General features: G+C 70.1%; 19 protein-coding genes. 9 read left to right on the forward strand and 10 right to left on the reverse strand.

Annotated features, from left to right (window positions below; translation table 11 throughout):
- Nucleotides 1-140: 140 nt before the first annotated feature.
- Entirely contained in the window at nt 141-1,208 is a 1,068-nt protein-coding gene (locus ABT123_RS11295) for a beta family protein (RefSeq protein WP_351312070.1), read from the reverse strand.
- Between the two features lie 185 nt (nt 1,209-1,393).
- Between ABT123_RS11295 and ABT123_RS11300 the strand changes: the two genes are divergently transcribed.
- From ABT123_RS11300 to ABT123_RS11315, 4 genes are all read left to right on the forward strand, one after another.
- The gene (locus ABT123_RS11300; RefSeq protein ID WP_351312072.1) at nt 1,394-1,684 is read left to right on the forward strand and encodes an Imm32 family immunity protein; all 291 of its coding nucleotides are present in this window, start codon (nt 1,394-1,396) and stop codon (nt 1,682-1,684) included.
- A 179-nt stretch (nt 1,685-1,863) separates the two neighbouring features.
- Nucleotides 1,864-2,367, forward strand: coding sequence for a DUF4231 domain-containing protein (locus ABT123_RS11305; protein ID WP_351312074.1), 504 nt, complete (start codon nt 1,864-1,866; stop codon nt 2,365-2,367).
- A 155-nt stretch (nt 2,368-2,522) separates the two neighbouring features.
- Complete coding sequence (locus ABT123_RS11310; RefSeq protein ID WP_351312075.1) at nt 2,523-2,912, forward strand: TRADD-N-associated membrane domain-containing protein; 390 nt, start codon at nt 2,523-2,525, stop codon at nt 2,910-2,912.
- A gap of 7 nt (nt 2,913-2,919) precedes the next feature.
- Nucleotides 2,920-3,147 (forward strand): DUF2277 domain-containing protein, encoded by a 228-nt coding sequence (locus ABT123_RS11315; RefSeq protein ID WP_351312076.1) that lies wholly within the window; start codon nt 2,920-2,922, stop codon nt 3,145-3,147.
- Here the strand turns inward: ABT123_RS11315 and ABT123_RS11320 are convergent.
- From ABT123_RS11320 to ABT123_RS11335, 4 genes are all read right to left on the reverse strand, one after another.
- Complete coding sequence (locus ABT123_RS11320) at nt 3,144-3,632, reverse strand: hypothetical protein (RefSeq protein ID WP_351312078.1); 489 nt, start codon at nt 3,630-3,632, stop codon at nt 3,144-3,146. The two genes, ABT123_RS11315 and ABT123_RS11320, sit on opposite strands and share 4 nt — an antisense overlap.
- 149 nt (nt 3,633-3,781) lie before the next feature.
- Complete coding sequence (locus ABT123_RS11325; RefSeq protein ID WP_351312080.1) at nt 3,782-4,411, reverse strand: DedA family protein; 630 nt, start codon at nt 4,409-4,411, stop codon at nt 3,782-3,784.
- Between the two features lie 171 nt (nt 4,412-4,582).
- Nucleotides 4,583-6,241 (reverse strand): alkaline phosphatase D family protein, encoded by a 1,659-nt coding sequence (locus ABT123_RS11330; RefSeq protein ID WP_351312081.1) that lies wholly within the window; start codon nt 6,239-6,241, stop codon nt 4,583-4,585.
- A 112-nt stretch (nt 6,242-6,353) separates the two neighbouring features.
- Nucleotides 6,354-6,995 carry an HNH endonuclease family protein gene (locus ABT123_RS11335; RefSeq protein WP_351312127.1) on the reverse strand — a complete coding sequence of 214 codons (642 nt, stop codon included), beginning with the start codon at nt 6,993-6,995 and terminating at the stop codon, nt 6,354-6,356.
- A gap of 487 nt (nt 6,996-7,482) precedes the next feature.
- Between ABT123_RS11335 and ABT123_RS11340 the strand changes: the two genes are divergently transcribed.
- Nucleotides 7,483-8,064, forward strand: a complete 582-nt coding sequence (locus tag ABT123_RS11340; protein ID WP_351312083.1) for a TMEM165/GDT1 family protein — start codon at nt 7,483-7,485, stop codon at nt 8,062-8,064.
- 80 nt (nt 8,065-8,144) lie between these two features.
- Here the strand turns inward: ABT123_RS11340 and ABT123_RS11345 are convergent, their stop codons facing one another.
- Nucleotides 8,145-8,831, reverse strand: a complete 687-nt coding sequence (locus ABT123_RS11345) for an HAD-IA family hydrolase (RefSeq protein WP_351312085.1) — start codon at nt 8,829-8,831, stop codon at nt 8,145-8,147.
- Nucleotides 8,832-9,014: 183 nt separating this feature from the next.
- Between ABT123_RS11345 and ABT123_RS11350 the strand changes: the two genes are divergently transcribed.
- Entirely contained in the window at nt 9,015-11,081 is a 2,067-nt protein-coding gene (locus ABT123_RS11350) for a DHA2 family efflux MFS transporter permease subunit (protein ID WP_351312087.1), read from the forward strand.
- A gap of 18 nt (nt 11,082-11,099) precedes the next feature.
- Here the strand turns inward: ABT123_RS11350 and ABT123_RS11355 are convergent, their stop codons facing one another.
- Nucleotides 11,100-11,603, reverse strand: a complete 504-nt coding sequence (locus tag ABT123_RS11355; RefSeq protein ID WP_351312089.1) for a GNAT family N-acetyltransferase — start codon at nt 11,601-11,603, stop codon at nt 11,100-11,102.
- Nucleotides 11,604-11,709: 106 nt separating this feature from the next.
- On the opposite strand from ABT123_RS11355, the gene ABT123_RS11360 reads away from it, so the two are divergent.
- A complete protein-coding gene (locus ABT123_RS11360; RefSeq protein ID WP_351312091.1) occupies nt 11,710-12,105 on the forward strand; it encodes a nuclear transport factor 2 family protein in 396 nt (131 codons plus the stop codon).
- 58 nt (nt 12,106-12,163) lie between these two features.
- Here the strand turns inward: ABT123_RS11360 and ABT123_RS11365 are convergent, their stop codons facing one another.
- The gene (locus tag ABT123_RS11365; RefSeq protein WP_351312093.1) at nt 12,164-12,496 is read right to left on the reverse strand and encodes an antibiotic biosynthesis monooxygenase family protein; all 333 of its coding nucleotides are present in this window, start codon (nt 12,494-12,496) and stop codon (nt 12,164-12,166) included.
- Between the two features lie 137 nt (nt 12,497-12,633).
- Between ABT123_RS11365 and ABT123_RS11370 the strand changes: the two genes are divergently transcribed.
- Nucleotides 12,634-14,643, forward strand: a complete 2,010-nt coding sequence (locus tag ABT123_RS11370) for a bifunctional glycosyltransferase 87/phosphatase PAP2 family protein (RefSeq protein ID WP_502970931.1) — start codon at nt 12,634-12,636, stop codon at nt 14,641-14,643.
- Between the two features lie 224 nt (nt 14,644-14,867).
- Here the strand turns inward: ABT123_RS11370 and ABT123_RS11375 are convergent, their stop codons facing one another.
- A complete protein-coding gene (locus tag ABT123_RS11375; protein WP_351312094.1) occupies nt 14,868-16,121 on the reverse strand; it encodes a cytochrome P450 in 1,254 nt (417 codons plus the stop codon).
- A gap of 280 nt (nt 16,122-16,401) precedes the next feature.
- Here ABT123_RS11375 and ABT123_RS11380 point away from each other — a divergent pair, with 280 nt between their 5' ends.
- Nucleotides 16,402-17,571, forward strand: coding sequence for a steroid 3-ketoacyl-CoA thiolase (locus ABT123_RS11380; RefSeq protein WP_351312096.1), 1,170 nt, complete (start codon nt 16,402-16,404; stop codon nt 17,569-17,571).
- Nucleotides 17,572-17,760: 189 nt separating this feature from the next.
- Here ABT123_RS11380 and ABT123_RS11385 read toward each other — a convergent pair.
- Nucleotides 17,761-17,842: aggregation-promoting factor C-terminal-like domain-containing protein (locus ABT123_RS11385; RefSeq protein WP_502970935.1), on the reverse strand; the 82-nt coding region annotated here is incomplete at its 5' end.

Below are 17,842 nucleotides of genomic sequence, written 5' to 3' on the forward strand. Positions count from 1 at the left end.
GATGCCCTACCTCCCGCGTCTGGACGCTCACGAACCTCCGTCGCAGGTCGGAGCGGGAGAATCGGCAGATCGTCCGTCGACCTGGTTTGCTTCCGGACAAAGCGGTCCCACGCTAGAGGGACCGCTTTCCTTCCGAGACCTCATGGGCGCCCCAGCGTGTTGAGGTTGGACGTAACCACTGCCAGGTGATGCGAGGTTGCCCATGCCCGCCACTCCGTGCCACCGCCGGCTTTGGGCCTCTGTCGCATGGCGCACTCGTTTAGACGTGCGTCGCCCCATGACGTGCGCGCCCCTGCCGCAGGCCAGTATGAAGACGCGACCAGGTCGGCGCTCAGGGTGAAGAAGTCATCATTGCCGGAGCGGACTCGCGGATAGACGAAGACCTGCCAGGCATCTGGGGTCGTGTAGCGCATGTTGGGATCCGGCGTGCCGCGGGACTTCGTCGGCATCCGGGGATGCGTCACACCGAAGTCGCCGAAGTCTGGTGACCTCCCGCGGCATCCGCTCAAGACTCGTTGCCAGAGCTGTGCATCACGCCTGGCTACCGGCGTCGCCCGACCCCTCGGAAACCCCGTCAGGTTGGCAGGGAACGCCCCGGCAGCAAGACACTCACGCCGCCAGCGCCAAGGAGAGAGTGCCCTGAGCGCAGCCAACGCGCGGTCGGCCAATAGATCTCTTACGGCGCTGGAATCTACCGGCCCAGCATCAATGAGCAGGTCGACCTCTTCCGGATCCAGGTGTAGCACCCGAAGCAGCCCCCGGATCTGTCCGTGATCAGGAAGGCATTCCGGTACGTCCGCGGCAACGGACACACGTAGGCAGACGCCACTTTGGTGGACAGCGATCGCCTGTGAAGCCTCGGCCAGGACGTCTCGCGAATCCGTGTATCGGACGACCGGGCACATCGCCACGCCACGGAGGCCGAGAGACTCGCTGAGGCGGGCCATCGGACCACCAACGTCGCCCTCAAGGACTCGAGCCGTTGGCAGCGCACCGCTGTCCACAGTCAGGACAGCGCCCTTCGGCAATGCGTCCATCGCACGGTCGCAGAAGGTCTCCAGCACATCCCGCACGTCAGGGTCAGGGACCAGCTCCATGACGGGGCGGATGCATGAGCGAACCGCCGGCGTGACGTGCTCAAGGGCCGAGAACTCCCCCGCCTTGCCCTTGAGTATCGGAACGTATGCCAACGGCTTCCCCCAGCGCACTCAGCACCAGCCAATGGAGGTTTCGCTCACTCCAACCAGAGTGTGGCGAGAACCTGCCATCTCAGATAGAGGTGCAAATCGGCCGCAAGGCCGATTCTCGCCCAAGTGGGATGGCTCGGGGTAAGCGCGGCTACCACGGTCTGAGGCATCCGGAGTCGTGTGCCGTGAGCGGCATCATGGGCTCCATGACTTCCGAACCTAGATATGCCCCGACTGAGAGCACCCACGTCACGGCCGTGTCTGCTGGGGCTGCACTTGTCTTCACGTGGGACGCGGACGCGCGGATCGAGGTGCGGGACCTCGGGGGAGAGGTCGTGATCGAGGCCAATGCTGCGGGCCTCAGGACGCTTGCTGGGCATCTCCTTGTGTTGGCCGGCGATGGAGTGCCCGATGGGTCCCACTTGCACCTTGAAGACAGCAACGGACTGGAAGACGGGTCTGTCGGCTTGGTGTTGGAGCGCAGCGACGAGGGGTGAGGGGTCTTCGCCGGCGAGGAGTGGGTGGAGGGGCGGCTCAGCGCCGAGCAGCTCATCGGCAGAGTTCGGGGGAGGTGCTGCTCGCTCTCGCCGTGGCGGTCGCGCGGTGGGATGGCGGCGTGTGTACGTCGTCAGGCAGGCGGGTTGACGGGGGTGGGGGGTGGGGGTGTACTCGGGGTGTGGGGCAGACCGGTGAAGGGCAGTCAGGTGGGGCTGCGGCGCGGGGGTATGTGGACGGCAGGCTGAGTCAGTGCCAGGAGTGGTACGACCGCAAGGCCGTCAAGGCCAAGGCCATGCACCTGAGGATGCGGACGGTGGCCGTCGTCGGGGGTGCGCTGGTTCCGGTGTTGGTCAATATCGATCTCTCGTTCGCGAGGATCGCCGCGACGGTGGTCAGTCTGACCGTGGTCGGAGCGGTCTCCCTGGAGAGCGTCTACCGCTACCGCGAGCAGTGGAAGAACTACCGGTCCACCGAGCAGCTCCTCGGGCACGAGCGGGTCTACTTCGAAGCCGGCGTGGGGCCCTACAAGGGCCTCTCCGGCAGCGAGGCCTTCGCCACCCTGGTCGGTCGGGTGGAGAACGCCATTGCCACCGAGAACTCCGCGACCCTGAACGTGATGACCCTGGGGGCTCAGGTGAGCGCCGATCTTGGTGTTCCGCGTGCCAGGGGCGAGCTTCCGTAGGGATGGTGGGGTGGATGGGGTGGTTAGGGCGGGGGTTTGAGCGGCGGCGGGAGTTGGAGCGGGAGCGGTTGCTTGCGCAGGTGGAGGGTGGGGGTGGGGGGAAGTATGTCGATTCCGGGAGGGGTGGGGGGCGGGATGAGTTCACGCCGTTGCTTGTGGAGTACTACGCGTATGGGCTGACGCAGGCCCGGAGTAGTTTTTTGGTCAGTCAGGTGTTTGCCGGGTTTGGGGCCGGGATTTTGCTGGTCGGGGTGGCGCTGGCTGTGTGGAAGGCCGAGGGGGGTGGGGATCTCTATTTGGGGATTGTGATCAGTTCCGTGGGGGTGGTGGTTGCGCTGATCGGGCAGCTGTTTCATCGGCGGGCCGATCTTGCGCTTCGGCACATGGCCGAGCAGGCCGCCTCGCTCCGGGACGACCGGCGGGCCGCCGAGACCACCTGGCAGGCCGTGCAGCTGCTGGCCGAGGTCGGCGATCCGGTGCTGAAGGCCCGCCTCCAGGCCGGCCTGATCATGAAGCTGTCCGGGGCGGCGCTGCCGGAGGCATAGTGGGGGTATGTGCCGGAGCATCAAGACCCTGCGCCCGCCCGCCCTCCCCGAGAAGGCCACCGAGGACGATATCCGGGCCGCCGCCCTGCAGTACGTGCGGAAGGTGTCCGGGTTCCACCACCCCGCGCCGCACAACCGGGAAGTGTTCGATGCCGCGGTCGACGCGGTGGCCGATGCGACCGCGGTTCTGTTGGATGGGTTGCAGGTCAGGGGGCGGGGTGCTGTTGGTCCTTAGTGGGCGGAGGTCGTGCGGCGGCGGAGCACCCAGACGCCTGCGCCCAGGGCGCCCGCGGCGAGGGAGCCGCCGATTGCGATCTGGCCGGGGCTCATTTGGCCGATGCTGCCGCCCGTGCCGCCCCGGGCTGCACCCGGCGTGACCTGCAGTGACAGGGTGACGCGCTGGCCGCCCGTGCCGCCGCACTCGAAGGTGACCTGATGCGCCCCGGCCCGCGCGTCGCGGTAGACCGCGGCTGTGCCGAACAGGTAATTGGCCTCCAGGTTGCCCGGAGTCAGCGACACGTTGGGGAAGGCGGTCGACCAGGCCCGGCCGGTCTTGGTGCCGCAGCCCGTGAGGTTCAGGCCGACCCGGCCGCCGGGGGCCACCGTGTTCGGGGACAGCGAGGCGGACGGGATGGCGTACGCGGTGACCGGGCTTGCGACGACGACCAGGGTCGAGGCCGCGAGGGCCACCAGATGGCGGCGGCGGTGCGGGGAGGGCATGGCGGGACTCCTCTGGCTCCTGAGTGCAGTGACACGGAATGCGCACCGTGTTCAGGACGCTAGGAGCCGATTCCCGGCGCGGCGATCGGGGCCGGGTGAATGGGTGAGGTTGCTGGTTCCCTCGGGGGAGCGGACCGCCGCGGGGTTTCTCAGGGTGCGGCCGGTGCCGGGACGGGGCGGCGTACCAGGTAGGCCGCCAGGGCGCCCGCCGCGAACAGCGCGACCAGGGACACCGCGGTGCCGAGCCAGGTCGCGCCCAGCCACTGGGTGCCGAAGTACCCCAGAGCCACGCTGTATCCCGCCCAGGCCATGCCCGCCAGGACGGACCAGGGCAGGAACTCCTTCACCTTGCGGTGCATCTTGCCCGCGCCCAGGGACACCACCGAACGTCCCGCCGGGGCGAACCGGGCGATGACCACCAGCGCACCGCCGCCCCGCGCCAGCGCGGTGCCCAGCCGCTCCTGTGCCCGGGTCAGCCGGCGCGAGCGGGCGATGGCCCGGTCCAGCCGGTCGCCGCCCCGCCAGGCGAGCCGGTACGCCGCCAGGTCGCCCAGGACCGAGGCGGTGGTCGCGATGACCAGCAGCGCCATGATGTCGGGCACGCGCTCCGGCACCGGATCCGTCGAACCGGCGGCTCCGGCCGCGGCGGCTGCGGCAGCAGCCGCGATCACCAGGACCCCGCTCGGCAGTACCGGCAGGAACACATCAAGCACCACGGACAGGGCCACCAGGCCGTAGATCCACGGGCTCGTGGTCAACGACCCCACAGTCTCAAACAAAACGGGACTCCCCAGTCCGGTTGGCGTGCCTCGGCAGTGAAGGCCGCGACGTCGCGGGGAGCGGCAGGGGCGGCTGACAGCCATACAGCGTACGCCGGGATGACACGGCGAATCCGGGCGGGGGCCGCCTGCGTGTCCACGGATCGGACGACCGCCCCCGCCGAGGGCGGCTCACGGGTGCTCGGTCAGCTCCCGGTCGAGCACCTGCACCAACCGCGCGCCCTTCCGCGACCGCCGTGCCTGATCCAGCCGGAGCCGGGCCGCCCGGCCGGACAAAGCCAGTGTCATCAGCTGATTTCCGAACCACGGGCCGCCCGTACGCCGCCACGCCACCGGGGGCCGGCCGGTACGGCCGTGCTTCGCCAGCAGCCGGCCCAGCCACCGCCCGGTCCGCGACCAGCCCAGCCGGAACCCCAGTTTCACCGCTAGGTGAATCGAGTTGTGCACCGGAGAACATGTCAACTGGAACACCCGGGCGGTGCTCGGTATCACCGGCTCCGCCACATACGCATGGTGCACATCACCCGACAGCACACATACGGTCGCCGGTGCCCGCGGCCCCGTCCCCACCTCTTCGACCAGATCGCTGAGCGCCGAGAACGAGGCCGGGAACGCTGCCCAGTGCTCCAGATCGCTGCGCCGCCGCAGATTCTCCCCGATCCGCGCCCAGCGCTCCCCGCGCTCCCCGCGGCACAGGGCCGCATTCCAGCCCTCGGCGTCATGGATCAGCGGAGGCATCAGCCAGGGCAGCGAGGACCCCACCAGCAGGTGGTCGTAACCGCCGTGCCCCGCGAGCGCGTTGTCCCGCACCCACTGCTGCTCCGCCGGATCGAGCATGGCCCGCCGGTCCTCGGCCAGGACCCGGGCCGCTCTGGTGTCCACCATCAGCAGCCGGACCCGCCCGAAGTCCCGCCGGTAGCTCCACCGCACCGACGCCGGATCGGCATCCGCCTCCGCCGCGAACGCCCGCAGCGCATCCGTCCCGTCAGGGGTCTTCCGGACCGCTCCGTACAGCGCGTCCGCCGCCAGTTCGGCCGGGGAGAGATTGCCCAGGTGCTGGTACACCCAGTACGACATCAGCCCGCTGACCACCCGCTCCTGCCACCACGGGGTGGCCCGCATCTCGGCCAGCCAGGAAGCGCTGGTGTTCCAGTCGTCCACCACGTCGTGGTCGTCGAAGATCTGCAGGCTGGGCACCGTGGACAGCAGCCACCGGATCTCCGGGTCCAGCCAGGACTCGTAGTAGAGCCGGGTGTACTCCTCGTAGTCCGCGACCTGGGCGCCGGGCGGTTCCCGCAGGTCCCGCCGGGCCGCCAGCCACCGCCGGGTCTCCCGCGACAGCTGGTCCGCATACACCTGGTCACCGAGGAGCAGCAGCAGGTCGGGCCGCTCCGCCTGCGGGGCGGCGGCCAGCTGCGCCGCGAGGGTGTCCAGCGCATCCGGTCCGTGCGGTCCGCGGGAGCCGGCCGGCGGTGCGGCCTGCCGGCAGGAGCCGAAGCTGATGCGCAGCCCGGGGGCGGGGCGGCCCGGTCCGGCCACGGCCGGGGTGCTGATGGTGCTCGCCGGGAACCGGCTGTCGGGCAGCGGCCACACTCGGACGCCGTCGAGCAGCACCTCGTACGCCGTGGTGCCGCCGGGGGTGAGGCCGGTCACCGGGACCAGGGCGTAGTGGTGGCCGGCGATCTGGAACGTGCGCACGCTCCCGCCCGCCCCGTCCGCACAGCGCACCTGCGCCGTGCACGGGCGGTCGGTTTCGACCCACACCGTCGCCGCGTCACCGGTGTCCCAGTCGACGTGTCTCAGCAGCGGCCCCAAGCGCAAACCGGCCATGCAACTCCCCCTCTTCCCTCGCCCCTTGAACCCATGATTCACGGTACGTGGCAGAGGGGGAGCGTGGCTCCCCCGGGCAGGGGAGAGATCCTCCCCCGCGCGGGGGAGATTTTCAGCAGCCGTTCAGGACGCTCTGCAGGGCGCTCTTCTCGGCGCTGTCCATGCTCAGGCCCCAGTACTGCTTCACGTGGACCCAGCTGCGCGCGTACGTGCAGCGGTAGGCGGTCCGGGACGGCAGCCATTCGGCCGGGTCGAGGTCGCCCTTGGCCTGGTTGACGTTGTCGGTGACGGCTATGAGCTGGGGACGGGTGAGGTCGTTGGCGAACTGCTGGCGCTTGCTGGTGGTCCAGGAGCTCGCGCCGGACCGCCAGGCCTCGGAAAGGGCCACCACGTGGTCGATGTCGAGGTCGGAGGCGGCGTACCAGGTGGCGCCGTCGTACTCGGAGTACCAGCTGCCGCTGACCGCGGCACAGGAGGAGTCCTGGACCACGTTCACGCCGTCGCGCTTGAGGGCGGTCTCGCGGGTGTTGCAGCTGCCGGAGACGGTGCTCCAGTGCGGGAACAGGTCGCGGCTGTAGCCGCTGGAGGAACCTTCCGCCTTGGGGGTGACCGTGGCCAGGTACGAGCGGGCCGCGGCGGCGCTGATCGGGGTGGGCGGGGCGGCCTGGGCGGCCGGAGCGGTGATCAGAGCGGTGACCGCGAGAGCAGCGACTGACGCGAGCACGCCAATACGACGCGCGTAGAACGAGGGCATGGCAGACATGGGGGACTCCCTGGATGCGGGGGGTTGGACGGCCGTGTGACCCCGTCGGGGCCCGGCCATGGTGGCGGCGCCAGGTGTCGCGGGGGTGGGCGCCAGGTGACAGCGTGACGACATGGGCACGTCACATCAAGTCACGTAACGGCCTCTCCTCAAGCGGAAGTTGAGATTCCGTGCAGATGGGCGGCGAGGTCGGGACCAAGGGCCCATTCCGGGCACGCCTGCTCTCGCGTATCCTCTATGGAGCAGAAGGGGAGTAGCTCTTCGCCGGACCGTCGACATACTGCTGGGTCACCCCAGCCGGCGCCCGGAGGCAGGCCGCGTCAGCGGCAGGCCAGCGAGACCTTCGGCCGCAGTGTCCTTGTATGCAGTGCGCAGTACTGCAGTACGCACAGGGAGCTGTCGGGCCGAAGCGACCCCTGAAACAGCTCAGGTCCCTCGGTGCGGCAGCGCCCTGCCGACCGATTGAGGTTTCCTGCCCGTGATCAGCTTCAGCATCCTGGCGATCGCATTCGGCGTCGTCTTCCTCGCCGAGCTCCCCGACAAGACGGCCCTCGCCGGCCTGATGCTCGGCACCCGTTACCGCGCCTCCTACGTGTTCGCCGGAGTCGCCGCCGCCTTCACCGTGCACGTCGCCCTCGCGATCGCCGCCGGAAGCGTTCTCACCCTGCTGCCGCACCGCCTGGTCCAGGCCGTCGTGGGCCTGCTCTTCCTTGCGGGCGCCGTCATGCTGCTCATGAAGAAGGACGACGGGGGCGAGGAGATCAAGGCGCCTGCCGACCAGTCCTTCTGGAAGGTGTCCGGGGCGGGCTTCATGCTCATCCTGGTCGCCGAGTTCGGCGATCTGACCCAGATCATGACCGCCAACCTCGCCGCCCGCTACGACAACCCCGTCTCGGTCGGCCTCGGGGCGGTCCTCGCGCTCTGGGCGGTCGCCGGCATCGGCATCCTGGGGGGCCGCACCCTCATGAAGTACGTGCCGCTGAGCCTCATCACCAAGATCGCCGCGGCTGTGATGGCCGCTCTCGCCGCCTTCTCCCTGTACGAGGCCATCGCCGGCTGATGCGTTGCAGGCATACGAGAGGGCCCGCCCGGGTCGTGCGCCGGGCGGGCCCTTTCGTACGTTGCGGGTTGGGTGGCGGGTCAGGCGGCGGGCGTGTGCAGTGTCAGCCGGATCGAACCGTCCTCGGCCGGCTCCACCCGGACCGCCGTCAGGTCCGGCACGTGCACCGTCGGGCCGTGCTCGCCCGCCCGCGGGCCCACGCCGACCACCCGCATGCCCGCTGCGTGCCCGGCCGCGATCCCCGCGCCCGAGTCCTCGAACACGATGCAGTCGGCCGGATCCACGCCCAGCTCGGCCGCGCCCCGCAGGAATCCCTCCGGGTGCGGCTTGCTCGCGGCGACGCGCTCGGCCGTCACCCGCACCTCCGGCATCGGCAGTGCGGAAGCCGTCATTCGGGCCGTGGCCAGCGCTTCGTCGGCCGAGGTCACCAGTGCATGCGGCAGTGCGCCGAGCGCCGCCATGAACTCCGGCGCGCCCTCCACCGGGACCACCCCGGCTGTGTCGGCGGTCTCCCGCGCCAGCATCACGGCGTTGTCGGCGTGATTGAGCTCCATGGGCCGGTCGGGCAGCAGGATCGCCATGGTCGCGTACCCCTGGCGGCCGTGGACCACCTTGAGGGCCTCCTCCGGGTCGAGTCCGTGCGAGACGGCCCAGTCCCGCCAGCAGCGCTCCACCACCGCGTCCGAATTGACGATCGTGCCGTCCATGTCCAGCAGCAGTGCCTTGGCGGTGAGGACGACGGGGGCGGAGGCGGTACTGGCCGGCATCGGCGGGACTCCAGACGGGCGGGAAAAGAGAACAAGTGGTTCCGTCCACCGGTCAGGGAGTGCGGACGGAACCACTTTGTTTCTTCACTATACAAAACAAAGGGCGGAGTGCGCCACCGCCGCGACATAACCGGACATACCGCTCAGGATGGAGGGGTGGAACGGCCCCTGAGGAGGATGTCCATGGCTCAGGAAGCGACCCCGCCGGCCGTGGCCCCCGGCCCCGGCCCGCAGTCCGGCTCCGGTGCCGACCACGTCTCGCGGGGGGTCCTCGCCCCGATCGGCGCGCTGCTGCTCGGCCTGCTGATCGCAGCACTGGACCAGACCATCGTCTCCACCGCCCTGCCCACCATCGTCAGCGACCTCGGCGGCATGGACCACCTGTCCTGGGTGGTCACCGCCTACCTGCTCGCCTCCACCGCCGCCACCCCGCTCTGGGGCAAGCTGGGCGACCAGTACGGCCGCAAGAAGCTGTTCCAGTCGGCCATCGTCATCTTCCTGATCGGATCCGCCCTCTGCGGTCTCGCCCAGGACATGCCCCAGCTCATCGGCTTCCGAGCCCTGCAAGGCCTGGGCGGCGGCGGACTGATCGTGCTGTCGATGGCCATCGTCGGTGACATCGTCTCGCCCCGGGAACGCGGCAAGTACCAGGGCCTGTTCGGCGCCGTGTTCGGCGCGACCAGTGTGCTGGGGCCACTGCTCGGCGGACTGTTCGTGGACCACCTCTCCTGGCGCTGGGTCTTCTACATCAACATCCCCATCGGCATCGTCGCCCTCGCCGTCATCGCCGCGACCCTCCACATTCCGGTGCGCTCCGAGAAGCACACCATCGACTACCTCGGCACCTTCCTCATCGCCTCCGTCGCCACCTGCCTGGTGCTCGCCGCCTCCCTCGGCGGCACCTGGGGCTGGGGCTCCGCCCAGATCATCGGCCTCGCCGTCCTCGCCGCCGTGCTGCTCCTCGCCTTCGTCCGGGTGGAACGGCGCGCCGCCGAACCCGTTCTGCCCCTCAAGCTGTTCCGGATCCGGACCTTCACCCTCTGCTCCGTGATCAGCTTTATCGTCGGCTTCGCGATGTTCGGCGCGATGGTCTACCTGCCGACCTTCCTCCAGATCGTCCAGGGCGTCTCACCGACCATGTCCGGCGTCCACATGCTGCCGATGGTCCTCGGCATGCTGATCGCCTCCACCGCTTCCGGGCAGATCGTCAGCCGCACCGGCCGCTGGAAGGTCTTCCCCATCCTCGGCACCGCCGTCACCGCCCTCGGCCTGCTCCTCCTGCACCAGCTCCACCGCACCAGCTCCACCTGGGAGATGAGCGTCTACTTCTTCGTCTTCGGCACCGGCCTCGGCCTGGTCATGCAGGTCCTGGTGCTGGTCGTCCAGAACGCCGTCAGCTACGCCGACCTCGGCGTCGCCACCTCGGGCGCCACCTTCTTCCGCTCGATCGGCGCCGCCTTCGGCGTCGCCATCTTCGGCACCGTCTTCACCAACCTCCTCGACGACCGGCTCGCGAGTTCCCTCGCCGGTGTCACGCTGCCGGCCGGCGCAAGCGTCGCCCAACTCGAAGCCGACCCCAGAGCCATCTCCGAACTCCCCGCACAGCTGCGCCCCACCGTCCTGGACGCCTATGCCACCTCCATCACCGATGTCTTCCTCTACGCCGTACCGATCGTGCTCATCGCCTTCGTGGTCGCCTGGTTCCTCAAGGAGGACAAGCTGCGCGCCTCGGTGACCGCACCCGATGTGACCGAGACCCTCGCCTCCAACCCGGTCGAACGCACCTCCCGGGACGAGGTCGCCCGCGCCCTCTCGGTGCTCGGCACCCTGCAGGGCCGGAAGCACATCTACGAGAAGATCACCGCGAAGGCGGGCTACGACCTGCTGCCCGCGTCCAGCTGGCTGCTGCTACGGATCGCCAGGTTCGGCTCGGCCGAACCCGCGCTGCTCGCCGAACGCACCGCGGTACCGCTGCGGGCCATCACCGATGCGGCCCGGCAGGTCGAGGAACGCCGCCTCGCCGTCCGCGACGGACTGCCGCTGGTCCTCACCGACCAGGGGCGTGAGGTGGCCGGACGGCTGGCCCAGGCACGCCAGGAGTCCCTCGCGGAGCTGCTGGGCGACTGGTGGGGCCCGGACCGCCCGACCGACCTGGTCAAGCTGGTCGAGGAGATCAACAGGGAGCTGTGCGGCTCGGACGCGGAGGAGCCCTACGACAAGCCGCCCCGCCGCGACCACGAGGCGCCCTGAGCCGAGCCGCCGGCGGTCTCAACCGAGCTGTTTCTCGAACCAGTGCTCCGCATACGGGCCTGAGTTGTACGCCGGTATTTCCGTGTACCCGTGCTTCGCGTAGAGGCCGCGGGCCTCCACCAGGTCGGACCGGGTGTCCAGCCGGACGCGCACCGCGCCCAGCGCACGGGCGGCCTCCTCCAGGGCTTCGAGCACGGCCGCCCCGCCACCGGTGCCGCGGGCGGCCGGCGTGACGTACACCCGGGTGAGCTCCGCCGTGGCCGGGTCGAGCAGGCGTATCCCGCCACAGGCCGCGGGCTCGCCGCCGCGCCGCCCCACGACGAACCGGCCGGTCGGCGGGACCAGGTCGTCGGCCGGGTCGTCCAGCATGCCCTGGTCGATCTCGGCCTCGGTGACGGAACGCTTCCAGTAACGGCCCGCCACCTCCGCGTAATAGGCGCGCCGCAGCGCGGTGGCGTCCGCGGTGGTGAAGTCCTCCGGGGCCGCGGACCACGTGCTCACATGTGTGTCATGCGTGTTCATGGCGTCATTCTGGAGGGCCCGCCCTCGGCGCCGCGTGGAATATCCACACCGCCGGGCCGATGATAGGAAAAAGGGCAATTCTCTTCCACGGAGGGTGTGATCCGTCATGTCGGAGCATCCGGACTGTGCCGTCATCCGCCGCGGCTACGAGGCCTTCGGCAAGGGCGACATGGAGACCCTGGGCTCGCTGATGACGGCTGACGTCATCCACCACGTGCCCGGCAGCAACCCGATGTCCGGGCACCACAAGGGCCGGGAGGCCGTCCTCGGGCTCTACCGGCGCCTGGGTGAGGAGACCGGCGGCACGATGCGCGTCGACCTGGAGCGACTGCTCGCCGACGGCCGCGGCCACGTCATGTCCTTCCACATGTTCCGGGCGGACCGTGGAGACCGGGGCCTCGAGATGCACGAGGGGCTGTTCTTCACCCTCGTCGGCGGCAAGATCACCGACATCGACGAGTGCGTGGAGGACATCGCGGAAGCCGACGCCTTCTGGGGCTGACCGCCGATCCCTGACCGACTGGGGACGGAGGGGCGCGGAGCCGCGCCCCTCCGTCGAATCAGCCCTGCTTCGGAGCCGCCTGCTGCACGACCTCGAAGGACCACAGCGTGGACCCCGAAGCCGCCGGCGCCGGCCGCTCGCCGCCACCGGCACCGCCACCACCCTGGTGGGCGGCCTTCATCGGGCCCTCCATCCACGCCTGGAACGCGGCCTCGTCCCGCCACCGCGTGTACACCAGGTACTGGTCCGTTCCCTCCAACGGCCTGAGCAGCTCGAACCACTCGAACCCGTCCGAGTTCTCGACCGCGCCCGCGCGCGCCGCGAACCGCTGTTCCAGGACCTCCCGCTGCTCCGCAGGGACCGTCAGTGCGTTGATCTTCACGATGCTCATGCGGCCATCCTAGGGAAGCCCATCCACAGGACAGGCCGGGCCGGGGACCGGCCCGGGATATCGTCGTCCCGGGTACATGGACGCGGCAGCCAGGCGAAGTCGGGGTTGCGGGCGACAGGGCGGGAGGCCGGCGGGGCGTGGCGAATGCGGCGGAACACACTGGTGCGAACGGTCATGCCGGGGTCATAGGCCCTGGTGGCGCGGGCGGACGGCTGGGCGCCGCGCGGGTACTGCTGTGGGGGCTCGCCGCCGTGCTGGCCGTGCGGCAGGCGGCTTCTGCGCTGCGGGTGGCGCCGGGGGAGTGGCTCTCCGGCATCTATCTGCCCACCCCGTTCGGATCGCTCTACGACAGCGGCCAGTTCACCGGAACTCCCTTCGCCGGGATGGCGCTGAAGCCGCTGGCCGGGCTTGCCGACCAGTCCCTGGAGGTGGCCTGGACCCTCGCCACCCTGCTGTTGGTCGCCGCCGTGGGGCTGGTGGCGGCGCGCGGTCTGCCCGATCCCGTGCCCCGCCGCACCGCCCTGCTGGCCGCGCCCGGGCTGGTTGCCCTGATGATGGTCTCGCTGCCCGTCCGGGAGGCTGCGTTCCCCGGGCAGACCGCCGTGCTGCCCGTACTGCTGGTGCTGCTCGCCGTCTTCCGGGTCCCGGGCGAACGCCCCGCCGGCTTCCTGGTCGGCCTCGCCGCTGCCCTTCAGCCCGCGCTGCTGCTGTTCGCGCCGCTGCTGTGGGTGACCGGCCGCCGCACCACCGCCCGGGCCGGGATCGTGACCTTCGCCGGCACCACCCTCCTCGCCTTCGCCGCGCTGCCCCGCGATTCCTGGACGTACTGGGTGCACCACCTGGCCGGCACCGGCCTGGGCGGCAGCCCCGAAGGACTCGCCAACCAGTCCCTGCACGGGGCGCTGCTGCGCTTGGGGCTGTCCGGTCCGGTCGAGATCGGCTGGTACCTGGTCCTGGCCGGAGCCGTCGCGTACGTCGGCCTGCGCCGGGCCGTCCGGTACGCCCGGGACGGCCAGTGGCTGCTCGCCGTGGCCGTCACCGGCTGTCTGGCCGTGGCCGTGTCCCCCACCGGCTGGCGGCACCAGCTGCTGTGGGTGCTGCTCGCGGTGGCCGGAAAGGTCGGCCGCAGGGCCGCCGACCGGCCGGTGTGGCCGGTGGCGGTGGTGCTGGTGATGACCCTGCCCAGCCAGGTGCTGCTGCCGAACCTGGCCGCGCTGGACCCCGTACGCGACAACGTGCTGCTGCTGACAGCCCTGCTGGCCGCCTGCGCCGTGCCGTTCCTGCCGCGCAGCTCGCCGTACTGGCGGGAGCCCGTGCCCACCTCGTACGGGCAGCCGGCCGCAGCCCGTTGGGCGCGGATCCCGCTGCTGCCGTTCTGGCGGCGGGTGCTCAGCCGCCCCAACCTGCTGCTGGAACTGCTGCTGATCCGGGTCGGCTACTCCCTCTACTCGCACATCCGAGCCGCCGCGCCGAACAGCCGGACGCTCGCCGAGGGGAACGCGAGCTCGATCCTCTCCCTCGAGCAAACGATCGGCATCGACATCGAGCACGCCGTGAACCAGGTCGTGGCGCGGACCGGCTGGCTGGAGGGGTTCTTCAACTTCTACTACACCTCGTTCCACTTCGTGGTTCCGCTGAGCATCCTCGCGGTCCTGTACTGGCGGCGGCCCGCCGACTACCGCTGGGCCCGTGCCTCGCTGGGCCTGGCCACGGTGATCGCGCTGTTCGGTTTCTGGCTGTTCCCGCTCGCGCCGCCGCGCCTCATGCCCGGGATGGGCTTCATCGACACCGTGCACGGACCGCAGGATCTGGCCAATCCGCAGTACGGGCCGATGACCGCGATCTCCAACCAGTACGCGGCGATGCCCTCGCTGCACTTCGGCTGGTCGCTGTGGTGCGGGATCGTGATCGTGATACTGGCGCCCAAGGCCTGGCAGAAGCTGCTCGGCGTGCTGCACCCGCTGATCACGGTGTGCGCGATCGTGGCCACCGCCAACCACTGGGTGCTCGACGCGGTGGGCGGTGCGGTGGTGGTCGGGGCCGGGTTCGGCCTGGTGTACGCGCTGTCCGGGCCGCGCCGGCTGCACCTGCGGATGCCGGCCCAGCGGTCGGCCGCGCAGGAGGTCAGGGCCCCCGCCCGGACCTAGTCATGCCGAAGGGGTGCCGGGGTGGATGGACCGCCCCGGCACCCCTTCGGTGGATCGCCGCGTCCTGTCATGATCCGCCCGGTGTGGTGAGTGCGCCACTCGAACGGCCCAAGGCCTTGCAGCGCCTCGCTGCGCCCCGCTACGCCGCGCCGCGCGGGCCCACCCGATGGACGGCAGGGGCGTGGGCGTGGGAGGAAGGACCCCTGCCGTCCCGGACTGCCAGGTCAGCCGTGGGTGACCTGGAGTTCCTTGATCCCGTTCAGCCAGGCCGCCCGCAGCCGGCGCGGTGCGTCCCCGGTCAGCCGCAGGTCGGGCAGGGCGTCCGCCAGCGCGTTGAAGATCAGGTCGATCTCCAGGATGGCCAGGGACTTGCCGAGGCAGAAGTGCGGTCCGCCGCCGCCGAAGCCCAGGTGGGGGTTGGGGTCGCGGGTGATGTCGAAGGCCTCGGGGTCGGCGAAGACCTCCGGGTCGTGGTTGGCGGAGGAGTAGAACATCCCCACCCGGTCGCCCGCCTTGATCTTCTGGCCGCCCAGCTCGGTGTCCTGGGTGGCGGTCCGCTGGAAGGAGACCACGGGGGTGGCCCAGCGCACGATCTCCTCGGCGGCCGTGGCCGGCCGGGTCGCCTTGTAGAGCTCCCACTGGTCGGGATGGGTCAGGAAGGCGTGCATGCCGTGGCTGATCGCGTTCCGGGTGGTCTCGTTTCCGGCCACCGCCAGCAGCAGCACGAAGAAGCCGAACTCGTCCGAACTCAGGTTGCCCTGCCCCTCGGCGGCGACCAGCTGGGAGACGATGTCCTTGGCCGGGCACTCCTTGCGGTCGGCCGACATGTTCATCGCGTAGCCGATGAGCTCCATCGCCGCTTCGGCGCCGACCTCCTCGGTGATGGCGTACTCCGGGTCGTCGTACGCGATCATCTTGTTCGACCAGTCGAAGATCTTCACGCGGTCCTTCTGCGGTACACCGATCAGCTCTGCGATGGCCTGCAGGGGCAGCTCGCAGGCGATCTGGGTGACGAAGTCGAAGCTGCCGTCGCCGGCCGCCGCCTTCGCCTCGTCGACGATCTGCCGGGCCCGGTTGCGCAGGGCTTCCTCCAGTCCGCGGATGGCCCGCGGGGTGAAACCGCGCTGGACGATCTGGCGGACCCGGGTGTGTTCCGGCGGATCCATGTTCAGCATGATCAGGCGCTGGGCATCTATCTGTTCGCGCTGGATGTGCTCGTTGAAGCGGATGATCGCGGTGTTGGTGGTGGAGGAGAAGAGCTCCGGGTGCGTGGAGACGTATTTGACGTCCGCGTGCCGGGTGACGACCCAGTACCCCTCGTCGTCGAAGCCGGTGATGCCGCGCTGCTGGGGGCACCACCAGACGGGGGCGGTCTGCCGCAGCCGGGCGAATTCCGGGAAGGGGACGCGGGCCTGGAGGAGATCGGGGTCCGTGGCGTCGAAGCCATCGAAGCCGTCGGGCAGCGCGGGGCAGGTCATCGGGTCACTCCAAGTCTGACGGCCCATCAGAAACTGTCCTGAAGGTAATAACGAGTTCTAGAACTGACAAGGGTCTTTGCGCCACCTGTTGCACGGCGACGTGTGTGCGACGGTGCGTGTGGAATCCGTGCAAGTCGCGTGCAAGACCCTTGCGTGCGGGGCCTCCGGCCCACTAAGACTGCGGGGAGAACTAGAACGCGTACTAGTTCGGTTCAGGGCGGGGCGCCGGGACGGCCCGCCCGCTGTGGCGCTGTACAGAGGTGCAGGAGAGGACGAGCTCATGGCCGCGGAACCCGTCATCGTCGAAGCCGTACGGACCCCCATCGGCAAGCGCGGCGGCGCGCTCGCCAACCTCCATCCCGCCTACCTGCTGGGCGAGACCTACCGCGAGCTGCTCGCCCGTACGGGCATCCGGCCCGACTGCGTCGAGCAGATCGTCGGCGGCACGGTCACCCACGCCGGCGAGCAGTCCATGAACCCGGCCCGCAACGCCTGGCTCGCGATGGGCCTCCCGTACGAGACCGCCGCCACCACCGTGGACTGCCAGTGCGGGTCCAGCCAGCAGGCCAACCACATGGTCGCCAACATGATCTCCGGCGGGGTCATGGACATCGGCATCGCCTGCGGGGTCGAGGCCATGAGCCGGGTGCCGCTGGGCTCCGGATCCAAGCACGGCCCGGGCAAGCCCTTCCCGGACGAGTGGAACGTCGACCTCCCCAACCAGTTCGAGGCCGCCGAGCGGATCGCCCGCAACCGCGGACTGACCCGCGAGGACGTGGACCGGCTCGGGGTGCTCTCCCAGGAGCGGGCCGGCGTCGCCTGGGCCGAGGAGCGGTTCAAGCGGGAGACCTTCGCCGTGCAGGTGCCCACCACCGAGGAGGAGCAGGCCGCCGGTCAGGGCATGTGGCGGCTGGTCGACCGTGATGAAGGCCTGCGCGACACCAGCATGGAGGCCTTGGCCCGGCTCAAGCCGGTCATGCCGACGGCCGTGCACACCGCCGGGAACTCCTCCCAGATATCCGACGGCGCCGCCGCCGTGATGTGGGCCTCACGGAAGATGGCCCGCGCGCTCAAGCTGAAGCCGCGCGCCCGGATCGTGGCCCAGACCCTGGTGGGCGCCGACCCGCACTACCACCTCGACGGGCCGATCGACGCGACCCGGGCGGTGCTCGGCAAGGCCGGCATGTCCCTGAAGGACATCGACCTGGTCGAGATCAACGAGGCGTTCGCGTCGGTGGTGCTGAGCTGGGCGAAGGTGTTCGACCAGGACCTGGAGAAGGTGAACGTCAACGGCGGCGCGATCGCGCTGGGGCACCCGGTCGGTGCCACCGGTGCCCGCCTGATCACCACTGCACTGCACGAGCTGGAACGCCGTGACAAGGAATTCGCGCTGATCACGATGTGCGCCGGCGGCGCGCTCGCGACCGGCACGATCATCCAGCGCCTGTAGCGGGCGCCATCGACCCTGTGGGATGGGATGCGGAAGGCCCCGGTGGCCGGACCTGGGGAGGTCGGCCATCGGGGCCTTCGTGTTGCTGCTGTGTTGCTGTGCTGCTGCCCTTTTGGGGCTGCAGTGTTGCCGCCGCCCTTTTGGGGCTGGTGCGCTGCTGCTGCTGGTGTGCTGCTGTCCGCTGGTGGCTTAGTACCAGTGGTTGGCCTGCCAGAAGTTCCAGGCCTCGACGGGGGAGCCGTAGCGCTCGTTCATGTAGTTCAGGCCCCAC

Origin of the sequence: Streptomyces sp. NPDC002054 (assembly GCF_040296685.1) — a bacterium.
In the GTDB taxonomy this organism is placed as follows: domain Bacteria; phylum Actinomycetota; class Actinomycetes; order Streptomycetales; family Streptomycetaceae; genus Streptomyces.

Bases quoted from the DNA above. Each gene is read 5' to 3' on its own strand.
- ABT123_RS11300 (WP_351312072.1), top strand. From the start codon at position 1,394: ATGACTTCCGAACCTAGATATGCCCCGACTGAGAGCACCCACGTCACG.
- ABT123_RS11315 (WP_351312076.1), top strand. From the start codon at position 2,920: ATGTGCCGGAGCATCAAGACCCTGCGCCCGCCCGCCCTCCCCGAGAAG.
- ABT123_RS11320 (WP_351312078.1), bottom strand. From the start codon at position 3,632: ATGCCCTCCCCGCACCGCCGCCGCCATCTGGTGGCCCTCGCGGCCTCG.
- ABT123_RS11330 (WP_351312081.1), bottom strand. From the start codon at position 6,241: ATGGCCGGTTTGCGCTTGGGGCCGCTGCTGAGACACGTCGACTGGGAC.
- ABT123_RS11335 (WP_351312127.1), bottom strand. From the start codon at position 6,995: ATGCCCTCGTTCTACGCGCGTCGTATTGGCGTGCTCGCGTCAGTCGCT.
- ABT123_RS11345 (WP_351312085.1), bottom strand. From the start codon at position 8,831: ATGCCGGCCAGTACCGCCTCCGCCCCCGTCGTCCTCACCGCCAAGGCA.
- ABT123_RS11350 (WP_351312087.1), top strand. From the start codon at position 9,015: ATGGCTCAGGAAGCGACCCCGCCGGCCGTGGCCCCCGGCCCCGGCCCG.
- ABT123_RS11355 (WP_351312089.1), bottom strand. From the start codon at position 11,603: ATGAACACGCATGACACACATGTGAGCACGTGGTCCGCGGCCCCGGAG.
- ABT123_RS11360 (WP_351312091.1), top strand. From the start codon at position 11,710: ATGTCGGAGCATCCGGACTGTGCCGTCATCCGCCGCGGCTACGAGGCC.
- ABT123_RS11365 (WP_351312093.1), bottom strand. From the start codon at position 12,496: ATGAGCATCGTGAAGATCAACGCACTGACGGTCCCTGCGGAGCAGCGG.
- ABT123_RS11375 (WP_351312094.1), bottom strand. From the start codon at position 16,121: ATGACCTGCCCCGCGCTGCCCGACGGCTTCGATGGCTTCGACGCCACG.
- ABT123_RS11380 (WP_351312096.1), top strand. From the start codon at position 16,402: ATGGCCGCGGAACCCGTCATCGTCGAAGCCGTACGGACCCCCATCGGC.